This is a genomic window from Vibrio sp. BS-M-Sm-2, from assembly GCF_041504345.1.
Lineage (GTDB): Bacteria > Pseudomonadota > Gammaproteobacteria > Enterobacterales > Vibrionaceae > Vibrio > Vibrio satsumensis.
This window is the reverse complement of the sequence record NZ_CP167894.1, coordinates 1,259,469-1,283,000: the sequence shown is the minus strand read 5'-3', so window position 1 is coordinate 1,283,000 and position 23,532 is coordinate 1,259,469. Positions and strand designations below refer to the sequence as shown.

15 protein-coding genes, 3 tRNA genes, 3 rRNA genes and 1 other annotated feature are annotated in these 23,532 nt (G+C 44.4%); of the genes, 12 read left to right on the top strand and 9 right to left on the bottom strand.

Annotated elements, in window-relative coordinates:
• Positions 1-94 precede the first annotated feature (94 nt).
• Positions 95-388: a trp operon repressor gene (gene trpR / locus AB8613_RS05805; RefSeq protein ID WP_048615039.1), complete on the top strand. Its 294-nt coding sequence runs from the start codon at positions 95-97 to the stop codon at positions 386-388.
• Between the two features lie 121 nt (positions 389-509).
• Here the strand turns inward: trpR and yjjX are convergent, their stop codons facing one another.
• The 6 genes from yjjX to AB8613_RS05775 form a co-directional block, all read right to left on the bottom strand.
• On the bottom strand, positions 510-1,031 hold the full coding sequence (yjjX, locus tag AB8613_RS05800; RefSeq protein WP_048606829.1) for an inosine/xanthosine triphosphatase: 522 nt from the start codon (positions 1,029-1,031) through the stop codon (positions 510-512).
• Positions 994-3,372 carry a putative bifunctional diguanylate cyclase/phosphodiesterase gene (locus AB8613_RS05795; RefSeq protein ID WP_372384643.1) on the bottom strand — a complete coding sequence of 793 codons (2,379 nt, stop codon included), beginning with the start codon at positions 3,370-3,372 and terminating at the stop codon, positions 994-996. The genes yjjX and AB8613_RS05795 overlap by 38 nt, the downstream gene beginning before the upstream one ends.
• Positions 3,373-3,704: 332 nt before the next feature.
• On the bottom strand, positions 3,705-4,880 hold the full coding sequence (gene pheA, locus AB8613_RS05790) for a prephenate dehydratase (RefSeq protein ID WP_060983091.1): 1,176 nt from the start codon (positions 4,878-4,880) through the stop codon (positions 3,705-3,707).
• Between the two features lie 12 nt (positions 4,881-4,892).
• Positions 4,893-5,014 (bottom strand) — a sequence feature (Phe leader region).
• A gap of 110 nt (positions 5,015-5,124) precedes the next feature.
• Positions 5,125-5,460: a ribosome hibernation-promoting factor, HPF/YfiA family gene (hpf, locus tag AB8613_RS05785; RefSeq protein ID WP_004735034.1), complete on the bottom strand. Its 336-nt coding sequence runs from the start codon at positions 5,458-5,460 to the stop codon at positions 5,125-5,127.
• Between the two features lie 424 nt (positions 5,461-5,884).
• Positions 5,885-7,309, bottom strand: coding sequence for a transporter substrate-binding domain-containing protein (locus tag AB8613_RS05780; RefSeq protein ID WP_372384642.1), 1,425 nt, complete (start codon positions 7,307-7,309; stop codon positions 5,885-5,887).
• Between the two features lie 137 nt (positions 7,310-7,446).
• Complete coding sequence (locus tag AB8613_RS05775) at positions 7,447-8,175, bottom strand: outer membrane protein assembly factor BamD (RefSeq protein WP_061019010.1); 729 nt, start codon at positions 8,173-8,175, stop codon at positions 7,447-7,449.
• A 137-nt stretch (positions 8,176-8,312) separates the two neighbouring features.
• Between AB8613_RS05775 and rluD the strand changes: the two genes are divergently transcribed.
• The 11 genes from rluD (at position 8,313) to AB8613_RS05720 (ending at position 20,677) form a co-directional block, all read left to right on the top strand.
• Entirely contained in the window at positions 8,313-9,287 is a 975-nt protein-coding gene (rluD, locus tag AB8613_RS05770) for a 23S rRNA pseudouridine(1911/1915/1917) synthase RluD (RefSeq protein WP_019820953.1), read from the top strand.
• A 1-nt stretch (position 9,288) separates the two neighbouring features.
• On the top strand, positions 9,289-10,029 hold the full coding sequence (gene pgeF / locus AB8613_RS05765; protein ID WP_372384641.1) for a peptidoglycan editing factor PgeF: 741 nt from the start codon (positions 9,289-9,291) through the stop codon (positions 10,027-10,029).
• A 142-nt stretch (positions 10,030-10,171) separates the two neighbouring features.
• Positions 10,172-12,745 (top strand): ATP-dependent chaperone ClpB, encoded by a 2,574-nt coding sequence (clpB, locus tag AB8613_RS05760; RefSeq protein WP_372384640.1) that lies wholly within the window; start codon positions 10,172-10,174, stop codon positions 12,743-12,745.
• Between the two features lie 596 nt (positions 12,746-13,341).
• Positions 13,342-14,896 (top strand): 16S ribosomal RNA (locus tag AB8613_RS05755).
• Between the two features lie 76 nt (positions 14,897-14,972).
• Positions 14,973-15,048, top strand: a tRNA-Ala gene (locus AB8613_RS05750).
• Positions 15,049-15,405: 357 nt separating this feature from the next.
• A 23S ribosomal RNA gene (locus AB8613_RS05745) occupies positions 15,406-18,299 on the top strand.
• A 131-nt stretch (positions 18,300-18,430) separates the two neighbouring features.
• Positions 18,431-18,546 (top strand): 5S ribosomal RNA (rrf, locus tag AB8613_RS05740).
• Together the 16S, 23S and 5S rRNA genes with 3 tRNA genes alongside form the textbook arrangement of a ribosomal RNA operon.
• Positions 18,547-18,626: 80 nt before the next feature.
• A tRNA-Asp gene (locus tag AB8613_RS05735) sits at positions 18,627-18,703 on the top strand.
• A 35-nt stretch (positions 18,704-18,738) separates the two neighbouring features.
• A tRNA-Trp gene (locus AB8613_RS05730) sits at positions 18,739-18,815 on the top strand.
• Positions 18,816-19,254: 439 nt separating this feature from the next.
• Entirely contained in the window at positions 19,255-20,094 is an 840-nt protein-coding gene (gene mepA, locus AB8613_RS05725; RefSeq protein ID WP_372384639.1) for a penicillin-insensitive murein endopeptidase, read from the top strand.
• 274 nt (positions 20,095-20,368) lie between these two features.
• Positions 20,369-20,677 (top strand): hypothetical protein, encoded by a 309-nt coding sequence (locus tag AB8613_RS05720; RefSeq protein WP_060983276.1) that lies wholly within the window; start codon positions 20,369-20,371, stop codon positions 20,675-20,677.
• Positions 20,678-20,718: 41 nt separating this feature from the next.
• Here AB8613_RS05720 and AB8613_RS05715 read toward each other — a convergent pair whose 3' ends face one another.
• From AB8613_RS05715 to rdgC, 3 genes are all read right to left on the bottom strand, one after another.
• The gene (locus tag AB8613_RS05715; protein WP_004740368.1) at positions 20,719-20,973 is read right to left on the bottom strand and encodes a YfhL family 4Fe-4S dicluster ferredoxin; all 255 of its coding nucleotides are present in this window, start codon (positions 20,971-20,973) and stop codon (positions 20,719-20,721) included.
• A 32-nt stretch (positions 20,974-21,005) separates the two neighbouring features.
• Positions 21,006-22,409, bottom strand: a complete 1,404-nt coding sequence (gene yegQ / locus AB8613_RS05710; RefSeq protein WP_285954972.1) for a tRNA 5-hydroxyuridine modification protein YegQ — start codon at positions 22,407-22,409, stop codon at positions 21,006-21,008.
• A gap of 204 nt (positions 22,410-22,613) precedes the next feature.
• The gene (gene rdgC / locus AB8613_RS05705) at positions 22,614-23,528 is read right to left on the bottom strand and encodes a recombination-associated protein RdgC (protein WP_017062534.1); all 915 of its coding nucleotides are present in this window, start codon (positions 23,526-23,528) and stop codon (positions 22,614-22,616) included.
• Positions 23,529-23,532: the final 4 nt, after the last annotated feature.

The window sequence follows — 23,532 nt, the reverse complement described above, 5'->3', positions numbered from 1 at the left end:
TTGGATCACATCAAGTGTTTCGGTATAAAGTGTTAAACGCTTTCAATCGTTAAGCGACTCTTTAAAGTCAGAATTTAAAAGTAAGTGTAGAGATATGGCATCACAACCTGAATATGATAATTGGCAACAACTGATGGACTTGGTAAAGACGGCTGTCGAAAAAGATCAGCACGAATTGTTGTTGACCATGATGATGACACCTGACGAGCGAGATGCTTTGGTTGCTCGAATTAATATTTTTTGTGAGTTGATGAAAGGCGATATGTCTCAACGGCAAGTAAGTCAAATGCTGGGAGTAGGCGTGGCAACGATAACCAGAGGCTCAAATGAGCTAAAGGCCAAGTCTGAACAAGAGAAAGCCGTGATCGCCGATCTATTGCTAAAGTAATAACGGAATTAGGCTATCACTAGATAGTGCGAATACGAATTCGATAAAAAACGCTAACTGAATGTTAGCGTTTTTTGTTTCTGAAGATTATTTTCAGAACCTTTCTAAGTTTAACGAAGCACTAAATAGGAAAGTGCTCAGGATTCACAAATGGGATCAGCGCTAGAATTAAAGCTTGATGATAAACCGAACTGCGTGACAGTTGGTTATGTGTTAGTAAGCCAATGGCGCCACCTTTCTGTTTGATGTTATCGGTACCAAACACTTCATCCATCACATCCCCTAATTCGTTTGCATGCTCTAACTTTTCAAGCACGGCTGGTGGCAACATCAGGCTTGCTGAACGAGACTCGCCACGTTGACCATTCGCTTCGATCACCATCCAAGCAAAGGTGACGTTTGTTTCTATTCCCGCTTCTAGACCAACATAGAAGTCTGCATCAGGCTGAGCTTGAGTTGCGTTGTGAACACGATTCACGGCACCTTGATAGGTTTCATCATTGCTCATCGGTTGATCGGCGACACCACTAGGGACGCTGATGCCTTTGAAATCAAATTCAGTATCAGGAAAAGCAGATAAGAACGCACTTTTAACGGCGTTAATTTTAGCTGGGTTCAGCGATGCGATGATTACAGATTTCATGTGTCGGATTCTTTTTGTTGTCGATTAGATTGAGTTGATGTTGTCGGTACCAGTCACTCAACTCTTCTAATGGCATGGGTTTACCAAAGTAATAGCCTTGCAGCATATCGCACTGTGCATCCTGTAACCACTGGTGCATGTCTTGAGTTTCAATCCCTTCGGCGGTGACCTTTTTCCCCTGAGCATGACACAACCCGATAACTGGTTTTACGATGTTCTGGTTATCTGTCTCAATTAAGGTATCCAAAAACGCTTTATCCAATTTAATTTTCTGAGTTGGATACTGCACCAGTTGAGTGATAGAGGTGTAACCGGAACCAAAGTCATCAATCGCCAGTCGATAACCCATGCATGACAGTTCGTTAAGCAGCGGAAAACCTTCAGAGTTAGAGTAAAAGGTTTCGGTAATTTCAAAATCAATCAAACTTGGCGGAATTCGATTTAAATCGGCGTGCTCTTTGATGAAGTCAGCAAGATCAGTCGTTTCAATCCCAGCAGAAGATAAGTTAATCGATAACTGAATTGAGTGATCAAATTGAGCTTGAAGTCGATGAAAAGAAGCAAATGCATTCTGAATGACCCACTGATCAACCTGATCGAATAATCCTGTTTGCTCGGCAATTGGAATGAATTCATCAGGTGGAACCAAGCCTAGTTGCTCCGAATTCCAACGTAATAACACCTCAACGCCAATAACATGGGTTCCTGTTGAATCCATGTACGGCATATAAACGAGTCTAAATTCACCATCAAAGTTCTTGTCTCTGAGTGCGCGTTCAATGTTTGCTTGGCGTTGAATCGCTTTGTCTAAATCTCGTGAATAGTCAGCAAATTGGTTTTTACCTGCGCGTTTGGCTTGATACATCGCGGTATCAGCGTTCGACAGTAGCTTTTCGATGGAGTGGCCATCGTTGGGGTAGGTCGCAATACCAATACTGACCGTGATCGGAAAGCTCCCTGATTCTGTGATAAAACCTTTTTGTAGTGGCGTCAGTAAGCTCTCAGAGAATCTATGCGCGATATTCCCTTGGCGAGTAGGGGCGTTAATGTACACAACGAACTCGTCTCCAGAAAGTCGGGCTGGCATACAATGAGCGTCAAATTCTGTTTTATAGTGGCTACAAATATCGGAAATACGCTGAGCAAAACTGACCAGAATGGAGTCGCCGATTTGATGTCCATATTTGTCGTTCACAAACTTGAAGTTATCTAGGTCAAAGTAGAGAACCCAGGTTTCGGTATTCGAGCTAGGCTTGGGCAATGATTGCTGAACGAAGGTTTGAAATTGATGCCTATTGGCGATTTGGGTTAACTGATCATTCTCGGCCAAAAGCTTGGTTTGTTGGTAGGTGTTATCTAGTTCTTGGTACATGTCATAAAAACGCTGTGATAGACGGCCAAGCTCATCACGAGTGCCCAAGCGTTCAATGTTCTTACGTTGTTTTTTTTCTACCTGCTGTAATTGTCGATCGAGTCGCGTTATCGGAGTTATCACGCTGCGAGACAAAAGCATGAGTAGCAGAGCGACAGTAACAAACGCAGATAGTACAAATGAGACACTCAGCTTGTTCCAAATAGAGTCGAGTTTGTTTTCTAATAGGAACTGAGCTGGGTCTACCGTTGCATACAGTTCTGGCGCAAGTTTGACTGAGTGGGTGACATCATTTTCTAGAGAAACCGCTACCGAGGTGAAAAATAAGCTTGTTTGATAGTCGAATTCTATCTGTTTTCTCAAAGTATTAAACTTGTCGAGAGAGACTGACACAACCACAAAGAACGCATCGTTTAGTTGATTATTTTCGGTTGGGAAAGTCGCTTTTCTGTCTACCTTCTCATAATGAACCAACATCCCTTCGCCTTGAGAGTTTTGAATATATTTGGTACCTGAGATTGCTTGGGTATCTCGATAGTACTGGTCAACATATTCTAATATTTTCTTGTCAATCTGAGAGCGTGAATCGTTGCTATTATCCGCATAATAGCGCAATTTTCGTTCACCATTTAAAAGTGCTAAACCAGTATAACTTTCATCATCATCTTGCAGAAAATGTATGGCTTCTTGAAGATTACTTACCAGTTCAAGATCGCGAGATAGGTTTTGTTCAGTGAGAAAGTAACGCTTTACCATATCACTTTGGGTCAAGGTGTAAGAGTAGCTATTGAGGAATGAGCGAGACTGTCGAAAGTACCCAGCTAACTTTTCCATGTTGAGCTGAAGTGCGTTGTCTTCGCGTTTGATGAAACTGCTTTTCTGCGTCGAATAAATAATATAGCTAGAAGCAGCGGTACTGAACAGTATCACAGGAGTTATCAGCAGCAAGATTTTAGTACTTAGCTTCATAGTTAATGACAACACTATTTATAATTTAAGCGCGTAAGTTTATGTTACTTAATGCTTACTCGCTATTAATTACACGCAGTTCGATGATTTCCTGTGAAGGCGGTAAGGTTTTGTCTTTATTGATAAAAAAGCCACTAATGGTTTTTATTAGATAGGCGTAAGTGGTGGAGGGAGATAATCGTGCAGAATTTACGAAACAAGTGAATTGTGTTGCAGGCATGCTAGGGGAAGTGTTCTTAGCTCGAATAGTACTCGACTAGATGGTGATTTAAGTATTTGGCCTACTGTAGGCCAAATACTTATGTTGGCTAGAAGCTGATACTCACTCTCAGCTATGACAACTTAACTTGAGTCGCTTTGATGTTTTCACTTGGGTAGCAACCAAGGACTTTTAAATGGCGAGTAATAGCTGTTAGTTCCGTTATCGCTTGCTGCATATTATCTGAATCCAGGTGTGCTTCTAAATCGACATAGAACATCTCTTCCCAAGGGTTACCCATTATTGGGCGAGATTCCAGCTTGGTCATGTTGATGCCCAAGCGTTGCAGGATCAGTAGTGTCTCTACCAAAGAACCCGCCTCTTGAGATGTCGACATAATCAGTGTCGTTTTTGCTGGAATTTGAGTCGATACTTCAACCGGTTTACGTGCTACAACGATGAAACGCGTGTGGTTCTCTGTTTGGTTTGCAATGTTGCCTTGGATTGGCTGAAGCCCATAAAGCTTACCGCTCGATGCGTTACCAATAGCTGCTACGTCATTTCCATCCAGCTCTTTAACCTTTTTCATTGCATCAGCCGTGCTTGCGCAAGACTCAAGGCTGACACCCTTAAGGCGGCTCAAGAACTCACTGCATTGCTGATGAGGTTGTGGGTGGGAATAGAGCGTTTTGATGTCTTCTAAACGAATATCGTTTTTCGCCACTAGGCAGTGTTCAATCGGCTGAGATAGCTCACCAACGATATAAAGCGTGGTGTGTTGAAGTAGGTCATACACTTCGTTAATCGAACCTGAGCTGGTGTTCTCAATAGGTAACACACCGTAATCAGCGTGGCCCGACTCTACCGTCGACGCTACTTCTTTGAAGTGGTTGCAGTTTAATTCAATCAATTCCATATTCTTACGGCTGAAATATTCACGGCTCGCAAGATGAGAGTAGGACCCTTTAGAACCTAAGAATGCAACGCGAGCCAATGGTTTACGGCTTTGCGGATTCGCGAGGTTTTGTAGGTATGACTGTTGCAGTAGGACTGAATCTTCAATGATAGTGTGAAACAGCTTGGTAATGTACTGAGCATCCAATTCGTATTTATCTTTACCGTTGTTAATCAGTTTAACCAACAGTTGTTGTTCTCTTACTGCATCACGAACTGGCTTTGATGTTTCTACCTTGCTTTTAGCAACTTCGATGCTTAGCTTGCGACGTTCTGAAAGTAGCTTCAGTAGTTCATCATCTAAATCATTAAGACGAAGGCGGATATCATCCAGTGAAATTGAGCGGTCAGTCATAAATGTGTCCTTATAAAAAAGCCTCCCTAGTGTGGGAGGCTTCTTGTTCGTTTTTGACTTGTTTTTCTAAAACGACTTAGCCTCCGATTTACGGAAGAAAAAAGAAGTCAAAAATAAACAAAGATTGAGTTTGCATAAAAAGTGATTGTTTTATGAATGTTTAAACACAATAAGCAAGCGAGCTACGAGCGTCAAGCAAAAAAATAGCGCTCTGAGGCGCTATTTTTTAATCTGTTATCTTTCCTTATTCTACTTCAGCTTCTAGCTCTTCGATTTCAGGCTTTTCAGCGCGGCGCGCTTCTGGTTTATGGCGTAGCTTGTTGAGTTGACGCTCTAGTTTTTGTTCTACTTCGTTGATAGCAACGTAGAGGTCGTCATGGATTGATGAAGCAACAAGTTGGCCTTTTGGTACGGTTAGTACTGCTTCAAATTTTTTCTTCTTATTTGGTTCTTCGCTAAAGCTCGCTTGGCAGCCAATGATGTCTACTTGCCATTTATCCAGCTTTTTAAATTTGCTTTCTATGTGATCACGGATTGCAGAGGTAATGTCGATGTTTTTACCAGTGATGTTCATTTTCATAGAAGTTTTCCTCTGTTGTATCCCTCATGGGTTAACTTCAGATTACGACTTTCAGGAATAAAGAATGTGATCTAGATCTTGTTTTTGTTGGGTGGAGTGAGCATTAAAATCAAATGTGATCTCACGCAAATCTTAGTATCTTTTTGGCGGGAAATGCTTGTTATCCTTATGGAAAACGATAACTTGGAGACAAGGCTTCGCTAAAAATTAAACCAGTTTTTAGGGGCGTCCTACAGCTTATTGAAAGTACTTGATGAAAATTCACTCAATAGTGTTTTGTGATGTAGCTCTCGTGATATAGTTCGCTATGTAAGCTTTCTCTGAATTTGATAAGCAAAAGCCGCATAAGTTTTCTTATGCGGCTTTTGTGTTTTTATCTTCCCCTAGTGCCTTTGTTCCTCAGGCTTTTGGGATTGAAGACAAACTAATCGTTGGTTTTTAGTAATCTCGCTGTACCGTCCTCTCGGATGGCATTGATAGCTTGTAACTGCTTATAGATTACAAAATAACGGTTGATGTTGGCGACATAGGTTACCGGTTCTTTACTCACGTATTTGCGAGTGATGATCTCTACGTTTTTAAACCAGATGTTTGGGTTGTAACCTTTCTGCTTGGCAATGCGCCTCATCTTTCTGATCTTAGCTGGACCTGCATTGTAAGAAGCCAAAGTGAAGTAGATTTGGTTGTCTGGCGTAATGGCAGGGTCGTCAAAATATCTGTCCTTAATGAAGCGCATGTATTTCACACCCGCATGGATATTGTTATCCACCTTATGTATGTTTTTAATGTTGACGTTTTTGTCTTTAGCGGTACTTGGCAGCACCTGCATCACCCCAATAGCGCCACGATGAGAAACTCTGCTTTGATCCAATCCAGATTCTTGGAAACCTTGTGCAGACATCATCAAAGGGTCGAATTCGTATTTACTCGAATACTTTTCAAAGACATCTGAAAGCTTAGCCACTCGGTCTATTTTATTTGGGTTGAGTGCTCTACCTAACCAGCGAGTGTTGTCGATGTATTTCTGATAGATAACATTTCCAAGTAGGGTACCTGTTCGTGCAGTCTTGACGTATTTGTTTATCTCTTTCTTTAACTGAGGGCTGTTTTTTCTCAATGCCCATGCTATTTGGCTATTTTCACGTAAGGGCAAATCATGATGCACTTGAATGTTTTCCATTACGTCGATCCACAGCTTTGCTTTATGGCTGTCCAGAATTGTGCCCTGAATATAACCTTGGTTGACTAGCTCTATCAGCTCGTAGTCTTGCAGTGATTCTTCAATGAAGTGGACATGCAGTGGTGGTAAACCTAATTCGTTAAGCTCTTTATTGACTCTTTGTACACTCTCGAAGTAACTCGAGCTTGCACGGATCCATACCTCTTTGCCGCTCAATTGCTTGATCTCGGTGATCGGCTCTGAGTTCTTGCCGGTGATAATCAATTCTTTCCCATCTTTAATCATTGGATTGGAAAAATCGATGATTTGTAAGCGCTTGTCGGTGATCGTCAGGTTAGCAACAGCGACATCTCCATAGCCAGATTCTAAAGAGGGAAGTAGATCATCTCGTTGTACGGGGATGATTTGAACATTGAGGTAGGGGTGTTTCTTACGAAGGCTTTTTTCAAAGTGGTAGAGCATTTCTGCCACGATGCCTTTTGGCTTACCATCCTCGATGTAATAGAAACCAAGATCGGCAGAAACTAGCACTCTAACCGTTCCTTTGGCTTTGAGCACATCTAAGTCGCCCATGTAAGGCTTATTGCTTAATGGGGACAGTTCTAATGCGTAGGATAATTGGCTAAATAGCGATACCCAGATAAATAATAACAACCTACTCACATCCACACTCCATGTTGATGTTTTGTTAAAAGTTATCTTTTGAAGATACCGTGTAATATGCGATTCATCAAGTTTGCGATATGTGGATAAAAAAACGCGCTAGTAAATTAGCGCGCTTTTGGGATTGAGATGTAAGAAGTAGATTAAGGTAGTGGGTTTAACTCAATCAACTTTTCTGTTCTTAACACAGCGTCATCTAGGCCTAGTTGTTTATAAGCTTCTAGCTGAATCTCTAGAGATTTACGAGCAGCGATGGTATCTGGGTAAGTCTTTTGCAGCTCTTGCGTTCTGTTGATCGCAGCAATCCAAGCTTCGCGGCGTAGGTAGAAATCCGCAGTTGCTAAGTCATAGTCGGCTAGGCGATTCTTAAGTGCGAACATGCGTTTTTGTGCATCTTCAGCGTAAGGGCTGCTAGGGAACCGTTCGAGTAGTCGCTTGAAGTCAGCAAAAGCGAGTTTCACCGGCTCTGGGTCTCGGTCGCTACGGTCGATATTAAAAATATCGTGCATGAAGTTTCGGTCTTGCGCCATGTGCGTTAATCCACGCATGTAAAGAACCCAATCTTGTTTCTCGTGAGTAGGGTTCAAACGTAGGAATCGTGAAATGGTAGCGAGGCCAAGTGCCAAGTCATCATTTTTGTAGTAAGCGTAAATCAGATCGAGCTGTACTTGCTCAGAATAGGCGCCGAATGGGTAACGTGAGTCTAGGGCTTCTAGCTTTTCTATTGCTGAAAGCCAGCTACCGCTCTGCAGTGATTCTTGCGCGTCAGAGTAGAGAACCGATGGTGGTACATCTGGCACTATCTCTTCACTACTTGAACAACCAACCAAGAGTGATACGGCTAATAGACCCGATAAAGTAAGGTGTTTCATGTCAGGCGTCGATTCCTTGAATTAAATATTTCGTAAGCTTCCGTTACTTTCTAACCAGTAACAGATACAATGATGCAATTATTCTATTTTATCCATACTAATGGGTATTAGTCTCACGGTTTTTAAAAAAGTTCGATATGGCTCAGCAGATCACATTAACAGACACAGTAAAAAGCAGCCAGTTAGGTCAACGTTTAGACCAAGCTGTCGCTGAACTATTTACCGATTTTTCTCGCTCTCGTATTAAAGAGTGGCTTCTTGACGGCAAAATCCAAGTGGATGGCGAAGTTATAACTAAGCCGCGCGTTAAGGTTTTGGGCGGTGAGGAGATCATCTTGCAAGCTGAACTTGCAGATGAAGAGCGCTGGGAAGCACAAGATATTCCTCTAGACATTGTCTACGAAGATGATGACTTATTGGTTATCAATAAGCCTCGCGATCTGGTTGTACACCCAGGAGCAGGCACGCCGGATGGAACCATACTAAACGCATTGCTTTTCCATTACCCACAGATTGCAGAAGTGCCTCGTGCAGGTATTGTGCACCGTCTTGATAAAGACACAACCGGCCTTATGGTTGTGGCTAAAACGGTTCCAGCTCAAACTCGTCTTGTACGTGCTCTTGCTAAGCGTCGTATTACTCGTGAATATGAAGCAATTGCAATTGGCAAAATGACCGCTGGTGGTGTGGTAGAAAAAGGCATTAGCCGCCATGCAACTAAGCGTACATTAATGGACGTAAATGAACTGGGTAAGCCGGCGGTAACTCACTACCGTGTTGCTGAACACTTCCGTGAGCATACTCGTATTCGTCTGCGCCTCGAAACGGGTCGTACTCACCAAATCCGTGTTCACATGTCATACCTTCAGCACCCGCTGTTAGGTGATGTTGCATACGGTGGCCGTGCTCGTATTCCAAAAGGTGCATCTGAAGAACTAACGACCATGATTCGTTCTTTTGATCGCCAAGCGCTACACGCCGTTATGCTTAAATTTGTTCACCCAATTACAGGTGAAGAAGTTGAGTTCCACGCTCCTGTGCCAAATGATATGGTTGTGATGGCTGAAGCGTTACGTGTTGATGCTCGCGAAAATAAAGAAGAAGACATTTAATATGTCGTTGATCATCCCTAACTGGAATGCACCTAACAACGTGAAGGCATTTGCGTCGACACGTGTAGGTGGCTTTTCTACTGACGCGTATCAAGGATTAAACTTAGGTACGCATGTTGGGGATGATGCTTCGCTTGTTGAAAACAATAGAACCTGGCTTAAGCAGCAAGCTAATATGCCCGCAGCTCCGGTATGGCTAAATCAAACTCATTCAACAGATGTCATTACGGTTTTAGAACCTATGGCGAGTGTTCTTGATGCTGACGGTGCATTTACCACGGCTAAAGGTGTTGTCTGTTCTGCGATGACAGCTGATTGCTTACCTGTAATTCTTACTGATACCAAAGGCACTCAAGTTGCGGCTGTTCATGCTGGTTGGCGTGGCCTTGCTGGTGGAATTCTTGAAAATGCAGTCGCAAAGTTTTCAAACCTAGATTCAGAGAATAAGATCATTGCTTGGCTTGGTCCTGCAATAGGCAAACAAGCCTTTGAAGTAGGTGATGATGTGTTGGAAGCTTTTGTTCGTTTTGACCTTCAAGCTAAGCTCGCATTTGCAGCCAAAGCTGAACCGGGCAAATGGCTAGCGAATATGTCTCAACTTGCTACACAACGACTTGAAAAAGTGGGTGTGTCGGAAGTGACGGATTCAAATCTCTGTACCTTTGCAGATCCTGATTTGTTCTATTCTTATCGTCGTGATGGTATTACTGGACGCCAAGCTACCTTTATTTGGTTAGAGTAACCTTTAGCTAGTGCAACCAGGCATCCAGCTCATTTATATTTTTATATAAGCTCTATTCTTCATTCTTATCCCTTGAAAATCCGCGTTACCGTATCCATCTTCTAATCATAAGATAAACATATCTAAGAGTAGGAAGGTTGGCATGCGTCTCGATCGATTCACTAGTAAATTCCAAATTGCGATATCTGATGCTCAGTCGCTCGCATTAGGTCGTGATCACCAATATATAGAACCTGTGCACCTAATGGTGTCTTTGCTTAATCAAGATGGTAGTGCAATTCGTCCATTGCTCACCATGCTGAATATTGATGTGGTTCAATTGCGCTCTAAATTGAGCGAAATATTAGACCGAGTCCCTAAAGTAAGTGGCATCGGTGGTGACGTTCAATTATCGAATGCCATGGGAACGCTGTTCAACCTATGTGATAAGGTCGCGCAAAAGCGTCAAGACAGTTACATCTCTTCAGAAGTATTCCTACTTGCCGCAATTGAAGATAAAGGCCCTTTAGGAAGTCTACTTAAAGAGCTAGGTCTTACCGAGCAAAAATTATCTCAAGCTATTGAACAAGTTCGCGGTGGCCAGAAGGTCGATGACCCGAATGCGGAAGACAGACGTCAAGCACTAGAGAAGTTCACTATTGATCTGACCGAAAGAGCAGAGCAAGGCAAGCTAGATCCGGTAATTGGCCGAGACGACGAAATCCGTCGCACTATCCAAGTACTTCAACGCCGTACTAAGAACAACCCTGTCATTATTGGTGAACCAGGTGTCGGTAAAACAGCAATTGTCGAAGGTTTAGCGCAGCGTATTATCAATAATGAAGTACCTGAAGGTTTGAGAGGCCGACGTGTACTTTCATTAGATATGGGCTCTTTGATTGCCGGTGCTAAATATCGTGGTGAATTTGAAGAACGTTTAAAATCGGTTCTTAACGAATTATCGAAAGAAGAGGGCAATATTATTCTCTTCATCGATGAAATTCACACCATGGTCGGTGCGGGCAAAGGCGAAGGCTCTATGGATGCCGGGAATATGCTGAAACCAGCATTGGCTCGTGGTGAACTTCATTGTGTAGGCGCAACAACGCTCGATGAATATCGCCAGTATATAGAGAAAGATCCTGCGCTAGAGCGTCGATTCCAAAAAGTGATCGTCGATGAGCCAACCGTGGAAGACACGGTTGCGATTCTCCGTGGTTTGAAAGAGCGCTATGAACTTCATCATCACGTAGAAATTACCGACCCAGCGATTGTTGCGGCAGCAACGTTATCTCACCGATACGTTTCTGATCGTCAACTGCCAGATAAGGCGATTGATCTGATTGATGAGGCGGCTTCGAGTATTCGTATGCAGATCGACTCGAAACCTGAGTCTCTAGATAAGCTCGAACGAAAGATCATTCAATTGAAGATCGAGCAGCAAGCTCTTACTAATGAAAATGACGAAGCCAGTGAAAAGCGTCTTCGAACATTACAAGAAGAGCTTTCTGACAAAGAACGCGATTTTGCAGAGCTTGAAGAAGTGTGGAATGCAGAGAAGGCCGCGCTTTCTGGCACGCAACATATTAAATCAGAGCTAGAGCAAGCTCGAATGGATATGGATTTTGCGAGACGTGCTGGTGATCTTAATCGAATGTCTGAATTGCAATACGGTCGAATCCCGGAGTTAGAGAAGCAGTTAGATCTTGCGACTCAAGCTGAAATGCAAGAAATGACGCTGTTGCGTAATAAGGTCACCGACGCAGAAATTGCAGACGTGCTATCGAAGCAAACTGGCATCCCTGTTTCTAAAATGTTAGAGGCTGAGAGAGAGAAGCTCCTTAAAATGGAAGGTGTTCTACATAAGCGAGTTATTGGCCAAGCGGAAGCAGTAGAAGTGGTATCGAATGCGATTCGTCGTAGCCGTGCTGGTTTATCTGATCCGAATAAGCCGATTGGCTCTTTCTTATTCCTTGGCCCAACTGGCGTTGGTAAAACCGAGCTGTGTAAAACACTCGCGAACTTCATGTTTGATAGTGATGATGCGATGGTGCGAATCGATATGTCTGAGTTTATGGAGAAACACTCTGTTGCTCGTTTGGTTGGTGCTCCTCCGGGTTACGTTGGATATGAAGAAGGTGGCTACTTAACAGAAGCGGTACGTCGCAAGCCTTACTCTGTGATTTTGTTAGATGAAGTAGAGAAAGCGCATCCTGATGTTTTCAATATATTATTGCAGGTTCTTGATGATGGGCGCTTAACTGATGGACAAGGTCGTACGGTCGATTTTAGAAATACAGTTGTGATCATGACATCTAACCTTGGCTCATCGAGAATTCAAGAGAACTTCAAGACTCTCGATTACCAAGGAATAAAGAATGAGGTGATGGAAGTGGTAGGTAAGCATTTCCGTCCTGAGTTTCTGAACCGAGTTGATGAAAGCGTTGTATTCCACCCATTAGGTCAAGAGCACATTCAATCGATAGCCTCTATTCAGCTTGATCACCTTAAGAAGAGAATGGAAGACAATGGTTATGAGCTTGAAGTCTCGGATAAAGCACTGAAGTTGATTTCTCAAGTTGGTTTTGATCCTGTATATGGCGCGCGACCTTTGAAAAGAGCTATTCAACAAAGTGTTGAGAACCCGTTAGCGAAAGCGATATTGGCAGGAAAAATTAATCCAGATAAGAAAGTACAGCTATTAGTAAACAACGATCGCATTATTGCTCACCAATAGTTAAAGCAAGAACGGTAGGTACGATTGGCCGAAATTGAGGCTTAATCGTACCTATTTTGAGCGCTTTGTGTGAATAGTGTTCGAACGGTCGCCGGTGGCGGTTTTTTTTTGTTTTCGGTCTTGTGCAAAGGATTATTTTCTCTATAATGCGCCTCCGTTGCCAAGGATAACCAAGCGGTTTGAACTGAGTAACAAGACGGTGATAAGCATTTAAGATGCTTTGAAAAATTAGCTGGAAAAAGTGTTTGACACTGAAACCCAATTCGCTAGAATGGCCGTCCACTTCGAGAGGCTCCTTACTAAAAGGAACGCTCAACAAGTAAAGCTCTTTAACAATTTAAACCTATCAATCTGTGTGGGCACTCGTTGATGAATATCAAAACGTTATTACTTAGGTAGTAACAGTTACTTCGGTAACAAACTTGATTTCAATGAACTGAGTGACCAATACGTTTAACTACTTTCTCTTGTAGAAAGAAATTATTCGGCACAGTCAATTCATTACCATTCTGTTGGAATGGTAATAGCTTTAAAATTACACTCTTTATTTATAAAGAATAGTTTTGAAGTCAGTATTCGTTGAGTCACAAAATCTTAAATTGAAGAGTTTGATCATGGCTCAGATTGAACGCTGGCGGCAGGCCTAACACATGCAAGTCGAGCGGAAACGACACTAACAATCCTTCGGGTGCGTTAATGGGCGTCGAGCGGCGGACGGGTGAGTAATGCCTAGGAAATTGCCTTGATGTGGGGGATAACCATTGGAAACGATGGCTAATACCGCATAATGCCTACGGGCCAAAGAGGGGGATCTTCGGACCTCTCGCGTCAAGATATGCCTAGGTGGGATTAGCTAGTTGGTGAGGTAATGGCTCACCAAGGCGACGATCCCTAGCTGGTCTGAGAGGATGATCAGCCACACTGGAACTGAGACACGGTCCAGACTCCTACGGGAGGCAGCAGTGGGGAATATTGCACAATGGGCGAAAGCCTGATGCAGCCATGCCGCGTGTATGAAGAAGGCCTTCGGGTTGTAAAGTACTTTCAGTTGTGAGGAAGGGGGTAGCGTTAATAGCGCTATCTCTTGACGTTAGCAACAGAAGAAGCACCGGCTAACTCCGTGCCAGCAGCCGCGGTAATACGGAGGGTGCGAGCGTTAATCGGAATTACTGGGCGTAAAGCGCATGCAGGTGGTTCATTAAGTCAGATGTGAAAGCCCGGGGCTCAACCTCGGAACTGCATTTGAAACTGGTGAACTAGAGTACTGTAGAGGGGGGTAGAATTTCAGGTGTAGCGGTGAAATGCGTAGAGATCTGAAGGAATACCAGTGGCGAAGGCGGCCCCCTGGACAGATACTGACACTCAGATGCGAAAGCGTGGGGAGCAAACAGGATTAGATACCCTGGTAGTCCACGCCGTAAACGATGTCTACTTGGAGGTTGTGGCCTTGAGCCGTGGCTTTCGGAGCTAACGCGTTAAGTAGACCGCCTGGGGAGTACGGTCGCAAGATTAAAACTCAAATGAATTGACGGGGGCCCGCACAAGCGGTGGAGCATGTGGTTTAATTCGATGCAACGCGAAGAACCTTACCTACTCTTGACATCCAGAGAAGCCAGCGGAGACGCAGGTGTGCCTTCGGGAGCTCTGAGACAGGTGCTGCATGGCTGTCGTCAGCTCGTGTTGTGAAATGTTGGGTTAAGTCCCGCAACGAGCGCAACCCTTATCCTTGTTTGCCAGCGAGTAATGTCGGGAACTCCAGGGAGACTGCCGGTGATAAACCGGAGGAAGGTGGGGACGACGTCAAGTCATCATGGCCCTTACGAGTAGGGCTACACACGTGCTACAATGGCGCATACAGAGGGCAGCAAGCTAGCGATAGTGAGCGAATCCCAAAAAGTGCGTCGTAGTCCGGATTGGAGTCTGCAACTCGACTCCATGAAGTCGGAATCGCTAGTAATCGTAGATCAGAATGCTACGGTGAATACGTTCCCGGGCCTTGTACACACCGCCCGTCACACCATGGGAGTGGGCTGCAAAAGAAGTGGGTAGTTTAACCTTTCGGGGAGGACGCTCACCACTTTGTGGTTCATGACTGGGGTGAAGTCGTAACAAGGTAGCCCTAGGGGAACCTGGGGCTGGATCACCTCCTTATACGAAGATATTCACGATAAGTGTCCACACAGATTGATGGTTTAATAAGTTAAGAGTAGGAAATACTTTTCCAGATGGGGCTATAGCTCAGCTGGGAGAGCGCCTCGCTGGCAGCGAGGAGGTCTGCGGTTCGATCCCGCATAGCTCCACCATCTTTAAGTGTTCTTCCTTAAGAATCTTTAAAAATGGTTATTTCTTTAATTAGAAAAATCTAGCTCTTTAACAATTTGGAAAGCTGACTGATTGATTACTTACGAGTAATTCAATCAAATTTAAAAGTTCTCAATGTTTATCTGCTCTTATTTAATAAGAACGGTATAAACACAACAAACACATTCAAGTGTCTTGTATTCGAATCAATGTCTACATTGATTCACAATTGAGTCCGGCAAACAGTCATCGAGAATTAACCCTTCTTGATGACAACCAAAAACCTTGGTTAGTTGCCATACGCTTATTTGTCTTCACTTTTTAAAGTGAAAGCAAATAGAAACCCTTTCGGGTTGTATGGTTAAGTGACTAAGCGTACACGGTGGATGCCTTGGCAGTCAGAGGCGATGAAAGGCGTAATAACTTGCGATAAGCCCAGATTAGGTAGTAATAACCTTTTGAGTCTGGGATTCCTGAATGGGGAAACCCACTTACATAAGTAAGTATCCTGTTGTGAATACATAGCAACAGGAGGCAAACCGGGGGAACTGAAACATCTAAGTACCCCGAGGAAGAGAAATCAACCGAGATTCCGAAAGTAGCGGCGAGCGAAATTGGATTAGCCCTTAAGCTTTTAATGAGACAGATGAAGGCTCTGGAAAGTGCCGCAATAAAGGGTGATAGCCCCGTAATCGACATCTCATCATCAGTGAAAACGAGTAGGGCGGGACACGTGATATCCTGTCTGAATATGGGGGGACCATCCTCCAAGGCTAAATACTACTGACTGACCGATAGTGAACCAGTACCGTGAGGGAAAGGCGAAAAGAACCCCTGTGAGGGGAGTGAAATAGAACCTGAAACCGTGTACGTACAAGCAGTAGGAGCACCTTCGTGGTGTGACTGCGTACCTTTTGTATAATGGGTCAGCGACTTAATTTTAGTAGCAAGGTTAACCGTTTAGGGGAGCCGTAGGGAAACCGAGTCTTAACTGGGCGTACAGTTGCTAGGATTAGACCCGAAACCAGGTGATCTAGCCATGGGCAGGTTGAAGGTTGAGTAACATCAACTGGAGGACCGAACCGACTAATGTTGAAAAATTAGCGGATGACTTGTGGCTAGGGGTGAAAGGCCAATCAAACCTGGAGATAGCTGGTTCTCCCCGAAAGCTATTTAGGTAGCGCCTCGGACGAATACTACTGGGGGTAGAGCACTGTTAAGGCTAGGGGGTCATCCCGACTTACCAACCCTTTGCAAACTCCGAATACCAGTAAGTACTATCCGGGAGACACACGGCGGGTGCTAACGTCCGTCGTGGAGAGGGAAACAACCCAGACCGCCAGCTAAGGTCCCAAAGTATAGCTAAGTGGGAAACGATGTGGGAAGGCTCAGACAGCCAGGATGTTGGCTTAGAAGCAGCCATCATTTAAAGAAAGCGTAATAGCTCACTGGTCGAGTCGGCCTGCGCGGAAGATGTAACGGGGCTAAGCTATACACCGAAGCTGCGGCTACGTACCTTAGGGTATGTGGGGTAGGGGAGCGTTCTGTAAGCCGTTGAAGGTGGTCTGTAAGGGCTGCTGGAGGTATCAGAAGTGCGAATGCTGACATGAGTAACGATAAAGGGAGTGAAAAACTCCCTCGCCGGAAGACCAAGGGTTCCTGTCCAACGTTAATCGGGGCAGGGTAAGTCGACTCCTAAGGCGAGGCCGAAAGGCGTAGTCGATGGGAAACAGGTTAATATTCCTGTACTTCTTACAATTGCGATGGGGGGACGGAGAAGGCTAGGTGGGCCTGGCGACGGTTGTCCAGGTTCAAGTACGTAGGCGGGTGGTTTAGGTAAATCCGGACCGCTACTAACGCTGAGATACGATGTCGAGCTACTACGGTAGTGAAGTCATTGATGCCATGCTTCCAGGAAAAGCCTCTAAGCTTCAGATTGTAAGGAATCGTACCCCAAACCGACACAGGTGGTCGGGTAGAGAATACCAAGGCGCTTGAGAGAACTCGGGTGAAGGAACTAGGCAAAATGGTACCGTAACTTCGGGAGAAGGTACGCTCTTATCAGTGAAGTCCCTTGCGGATGGAGCAGACGAGAGTCGCAGATACCAGGTGGCTGCAACTGTTTATTAAAAACACAGCACTGTGCAAAATCGTAAGATGACGTATACGGTGTGACGCCTGCCCGGTGCCGGAAGGTTAATTGATGGGGTTAGACTTCGGTCGAAGCTCTTGATCGAAGCCCCGGTAAACGGCGGCCGTAACTATAACGGTCCTAAGGTAGCGAAATTCCTTGTCGGGTAAGTTCCGACCTGCACGAATGGCGTAATGATGGCCACGCTGTCTCCACCCGAGACTCAGTGAAATTGAAATCGCTGTGAAGATGCAGTGTACCCGCGGCTAGACGGAAAGACCCCGTGAACCTTTACTACAGCTTGGCACTGAACATTGAACCTACATGTGTAGGATAGGTGGGAGACTTTGAAACCGCGTCGCTAGATGTGGTGGAGTCGTCCTTGAAATACCACCCTTGTAGTTTTGATGTTCTAACGTTGGTCCCTGAATCGGGATTACGGACAGTGCCTGGTGGGTAGTTTGACTGGGGCGGTCTCCTCCCAAAGAGTAACGGAGGAGCACGAAGGTGGGCTAAACACGGTTGGACATCGTGTGGTTAGTGCAATGGCATAAGCCCGCTTGACTGCGAGAATGACAATTCGAGCAGGTGCGAAAGCAGGTCATAGTGATCCGGTGGTTCTGAATGGAAGGGCCATCGCTCAACGGATAAAAGGTACTCCGGGGATAACAGGCTGATACCGCCCAAGAGTTCATATCGACGGCGGTGTTTGGCACCTCGATGTCGGCTCATCACATCCTGGGGCTGAAGTCGGTCCCAAGGGTATGGCTGTTCGCCATTTAAAGTGGTACGCGAGCTGGGTTTAGAACGTCGTGAGACAGTTCGGTCCCTATCTGCCGTGGGCGTTGGAAAATTGAAAGGGGCTGCTCCTAGTACGAGAGGACCGGAGTGGACGAACCTCTGGTGTTCGGGTTGTCATGCCAATGGCATTGCCCGGTAGCTAAGTTCGGAATCGATAACCGCTGAAAGCATCTAAGCGGGAAGCGAGCCTTGAGATGAGTTTTCCCTGACGCTATAAGCGTCCTAAAGGGTTGTCGTAGACTACGACGTTGATAGGCAGGGTGTGTAAGTGCTGCGAGGCATTGAGCTAACCTGTACTAATTGCCCGTGAGGCTTAACCATACAACACCCAAGGGGTTTTGTGGACTCAAAGACAGACCTTGAATGAGTTTGAAGAGAATAACTTTTAGATAAGCTTTCCAGATTATTTTGCCTTCAGCTTTTTAAAAAGCTGAAAGTAAAAGCAAAATTTGCTTGGCGACCATAGCATTGTGGACCCACCTGATTCCATGCCGAACTCAGAAGTGAAACACAATAGCGCCGATGGTAGTGTGGGGCTTCCCCATGTGAGAGTAGGACATCGCCAGGCTCCAAATTTATTTTCACTTTTCAAAAGTGAAGACAAAAGTGTTATGAACGACTTGTCAGCGACGACAAGTAGTCCACTGCGGAGTGGTAGTTCAGTTGGTTAGAATACCGGCCTGTCACGCCGGGGGTCGCGGGTTCGAGTCCCGTCCACTCCGCCACTTATTCAGAGTTTCAGCTCTTTAAAACTGAAAATAGGGGTGTAGCTCCAATTGGCAGAGCAGCGGATTCCAAATCCGCGTGTTGGGAGTTCGAATCTCTCCACCCCTGCCATATTTAAGGCTCTAGCAGAAATGCTAGAGCCTTTTTGCTTTCTGAATCTAATATACGCAATTAGCAAAGCAGCGGATTCCCCGACTTACCAAAACAGCGCGTGTTGGGAGTTCGAATCTCTCCACCCCTGCCATATACGAAGCCTCAGCAGAAATGCTGAGGCTTTTTTGCATTTGTTGCTTCTACTAAGCAATGTTGGGAGCTGGATCGCCAGCCCGGTCGAATCTCCGGAGTGCCGGCTCAGTCTCCCCTGCTATATTTAAGGCTCTAGACTTGCGCGCCCCGGCAGAAATGCTCGAGCCTTTTGCTTTCTATGATTTGAACATTACCCTCTCTCCAAATGAAAATCCCTCTTTATCTTCAAAATATCATCCTCGATATGCACCTATTTCCTAATGACGACTAGTATGAAAATAGAGATCATTTATTTGGAATTGTTATGAGGTTATTTTGTACATCAGCTCTTATCTTTTGTTCGTTTTACGTATCGGCAACCCCATGGGAAAAAGAAAAGAGCCCGACAAGAAATTCAACCTCATCTATCGGTAGTTACGCTAATGGCTGTCTAGACGGTGCGCAGGCTTTGCCAATTGACGGTCAAGGTTACCAAGTGATTCGTCCTCAGAGAGAGCGCTACTATGGACATACAGAGGCCATTCAGTTTATTGAAAGGCTAGGTGTGACCGCGAGCGAACAGCTCAACACTAATTTATTGGTTGGTGATATTTCTCTACCTCGAGGAGGGCGCTTTTCGTCTGGTCATTCAAGCCACCAGACTGGCTTGGATATTGATATATGGTTAAGGCTCACCGATAAGAGGCTGTCCGAAAATGAACTCGCTGTTCCTAAGCCAATCAGCGTTGTCGATCTCACCAACTACAAATTGCGTAAATCGAATTGGACTGATGATCACTTCCAAGTCATTCGCTATGCCGCGAAAGATGAAAAAGTGGTACGTATTTTTGTTCATCCAGTGATTAAGCAAACCCTTTGTGAACAAGAAAGCTCTGACGCTAATGATAGAGCTTGGTTAGGCAAAATAAGGCCTTGGTGGGGGCATCATTCACATTTTCACGTTCGTTTAAAGTGTCCTGAAGGCAGTTCAAATTGTATAGCTCAAGTAAACCCTCCTCAAGGTGATGGCTGTGGAGATGAACTTGCCAGTTGGGCTCCAAAGACCATTCCAGTTCCACCTCCCCCAAAAGTAGCGAAAAATAAGAAAAAGAAAAAAGTTAAAGTGATGCCAAGTCAGTGTTTGGCCTTGATATCGAATAAGTAATCCTGTTAATCGAGGCTTTTTACAGTGGTACAGCCACTGGTTTTCTCGACTCTAAAACTGGAGAAATATCACACTTTTGTCTAGTGTTTATAAACACGAGATTAAGAACATCGTTTGATATTAATAAAACTAATAACGCTATCAGCAAGGGCGATGACGAATTTGACACGGCTTGGTCAAGGGTGGAGTGTTTTTGGGGTGAAAGATGCGGCTTATATGCAGTATGTAAAATCAGAGTCTGATACCCGTAGATAGATAATTCAAGGATAAGACTATGACTATGATTTGTGCAAAGGAATTTTCAGGATGGTTAAGACATAGGTTCAACGCTGAAAGTTCGGGTATTTCTATTTCGAGGGATGACATCACTCAATTGACGGGCAGACAACGTTTAGACCCTAGCTTCGTAAATGATGTGCACTATGAATTGATGCAGTATGGAATGGCATTTGTGACAGATACCAGCAGGGAAAACTTTTATCTTGTTCCTGTATCTCAGTCGATAAACTGGCGAGAGAGACTCGAGTACCAATTTGAAAAAGAGCTCTTCTGCAATATTTACCCAATCGAAAAATCAGGTTAAAAAAAAGGTTCAACTTATGGTTAAGTTGAACCTTTCTTCTTTTAGGTCAAGCCTTGAATGATAACAAACTTCTCTAGTAGCTCATCTTCAGTTTCAATATGGTTTGGATCAGTGATGATGCACTTGGTAATTGGGCATACAGACTGACACGTTGGCTTCTCATAGTGACCTTTACATTCAGTACATAAATCTGGGTCGATTTCGAAAATGCTGTCACCCATAGTTATTGCGCCGTTTGGGCATTCAGGGTCACACATATCGCAGTTTATGCACTTGTCAGTGATTAACAGAGCCATTGCTTTCTTCTCAGTTGAGTTTCTAAGTAAAGTTACTTACCTGAAGCGTTACGTGTATCTTGGCCTTCGCTCAAGTTACGCATCAGTAAGCCATACTCTAAGTCTAGATCTGCTGGTACCGGAATAAAGACAAAGTGACCGTTACCTTTTGCGTCTTCGACAGCTTCAGATTTACGGTTTTCCATAACTTCCAGTTTGAAAACAACGTTACCTTTCGGTGTCATCATTTCTAAGCTGTCACCAACTAGGAATTTATTCTTCACTTCTACTTCCGCTAGGTCACCGCGGCGCTTACCTGTGAATTCACCAACAAACTGTTGAGTGTCAGAGATAGAGTAACCGTACTCGTAGTTTTGGTAAGTGTCGTGAGTATGGCGACGTAGGAAGCCTTCAGTGTAGCCGCGGTGCGCTAGGCTCTCTAGTGTACCCATTAGGCTTTCATCAAATGGCTTGCCTGCTACGGCGTCATCGATAGCTTTACGGTAAACCTGTGCTGTACGAGCACAGTAGTAGAAAGACTTAGTACGGCCTTCGATTTTCAGTGAGTGAACACCCATCTTCGTTAGACGCTCAACGTGCTGGATTGCACGAAGGTCTTTTGAGTTCATGATGTAAGTACCATGCTCATCTTCAAACGCAGCCATTTTCTCTTCAGGCTTGTGTGACTCTGAAAGTAGAACCACTTCATCTGTTGGTTTACCTAGACCTAGTGTGTTGTCTGGACGTTCGTCTTGAACTTCAACATCCTGAATCTCAACACCAGTAGGGTTTGCTTCAACGATTTGACCGTTTTCGTCTTCTTTTGCCGCTTCTGTTTTGTATTCCCAACGACAAGCGTTAGTGCAAGTACCTTGGTTAGGATCGCGCTTGTTCATGTAACCAGAAAGTAGACAACGACCAGAGTACGCCATGCAAAGTGCACCGTGAACAAAGATTTCTAGTTCTGTTTCAGGACAGTGTTCGCGGATCTCTTCGATCTCTTCAAGTGATAGCTCACGAGATAGGATGACACGCTCAACGCCTTGTGTTGCCCAGAATTTTACCGTTGCCCAGTTTACAGCGTTAGCTTGAACTGAAAGGTGGATAGGCATTTCAGGGAATGCTTCACGAACCATCATAATAAGACCAGGATCAGACATGATAAGAGCGTCTGGGCCCATATCAACAACTGGCTTAAGGTCGCGAATGAAAGTTTTTAGTTTAGAGTTGTGTGGCTGAATGTTACATACAACATATAACTTTTTGCCTTGAGCATGAGCTTCATCGATACCGATTTGTAGATTTTCGTGGTTGAACTCATTGTTACGAACGCGAAGGCTGTAACGTGGCTGACCCGCGTAAACTGCATCTGCGCCGTAGGCGAATGCGTAACGCATGTTTTTAAGGCTTCCTGCCGGTGATAATAGTTCAGGTACAAATGGTTTTTGTGTAGTCATTGCTTCGTTCTCTAATCTGATCTCAAGTCAGGTTGATACCACCAAGTGATATCAAAGGGGCGAAAATTTTACGCTAAAATGAGTTTGGTTGATAGCCCTAAAGATAGCAATGATATTAAGAAGAGAGTGAAGGGATAAATATACAGCGGGAAATGTAGGGAAAATAAGCTCAGGCACGGTGCACCTGAGCTTTGAAGTTACTTATTAAGCGTTTGGTTGAGTTAAGCCACCTAGTGATTCGAACAGGTTCGGAAGGAACACGCTGAACTCACCACATAGCAATGAGAAATCTGCATCAAAGCGTGCAGCTTGGTCCTCACGAGGAATATCGTCGTTTTCGTCTTTTAGTTCATCACTGAATTTTAGGCGTTTGATACTGCCATCTTCTGCAAGAATGAATTCAATACGGTCTTGCCAGTTGATAAGAAGTTTCGTCACCATCTTATTGGCTTCGATGTGGTTCTTAATTTCATCCGCTTCTAGTTCTTGTTTCTTAACTCGAACAATACCGCCGTCTTCTTGGATAGACTTTAGCTCTGCTTCATCAAGCATAGTGATACCTTGAGGCGTATCGCCTGACTTAACCCATTCAGTTAACGTTGTTTCAATCGCTTGCTCTGGAATCGCAGGAACAACCGGTAGGCTGCCCATTGTCTTACGTAGCAATGCCAATACATCTTCTGCTTTTTTATAGCTGCTCGCATCAACTACGATAAAGCCTTCTTTTGGCATGATCAGCGCGTAAGTGAAGTTGCTGCGGCTGAATGCGCGAGGAAGTAGATCAATGATGATGTCTTCTTTTAGGCTGTCTTTCTCTTTCTTTTTCAGAGGTGTGCCAGACTCTGCCTCAAGCGTTTCTACTTTTGCGTTCAATGATTCTTTGATCACAGAAGCCGGTAGCATTTTCTCTTCTTTCTTTGCACAGATTAGAATGCGGTTTTCTGATACGTGCGTCATCATATCGCCATGTCGACCCATTGCGTGTACCCAACCAAATTTCTGTTTGTCTTGGCTACCACAAGGAGTAAAACGGAATTCTTCAAGTTGTTTCTCTAGCTGATCTGCGTTGAAATCAATATCACGGTTGAAGCGATAGACTAGGCAATTTTTAAACCACATAATT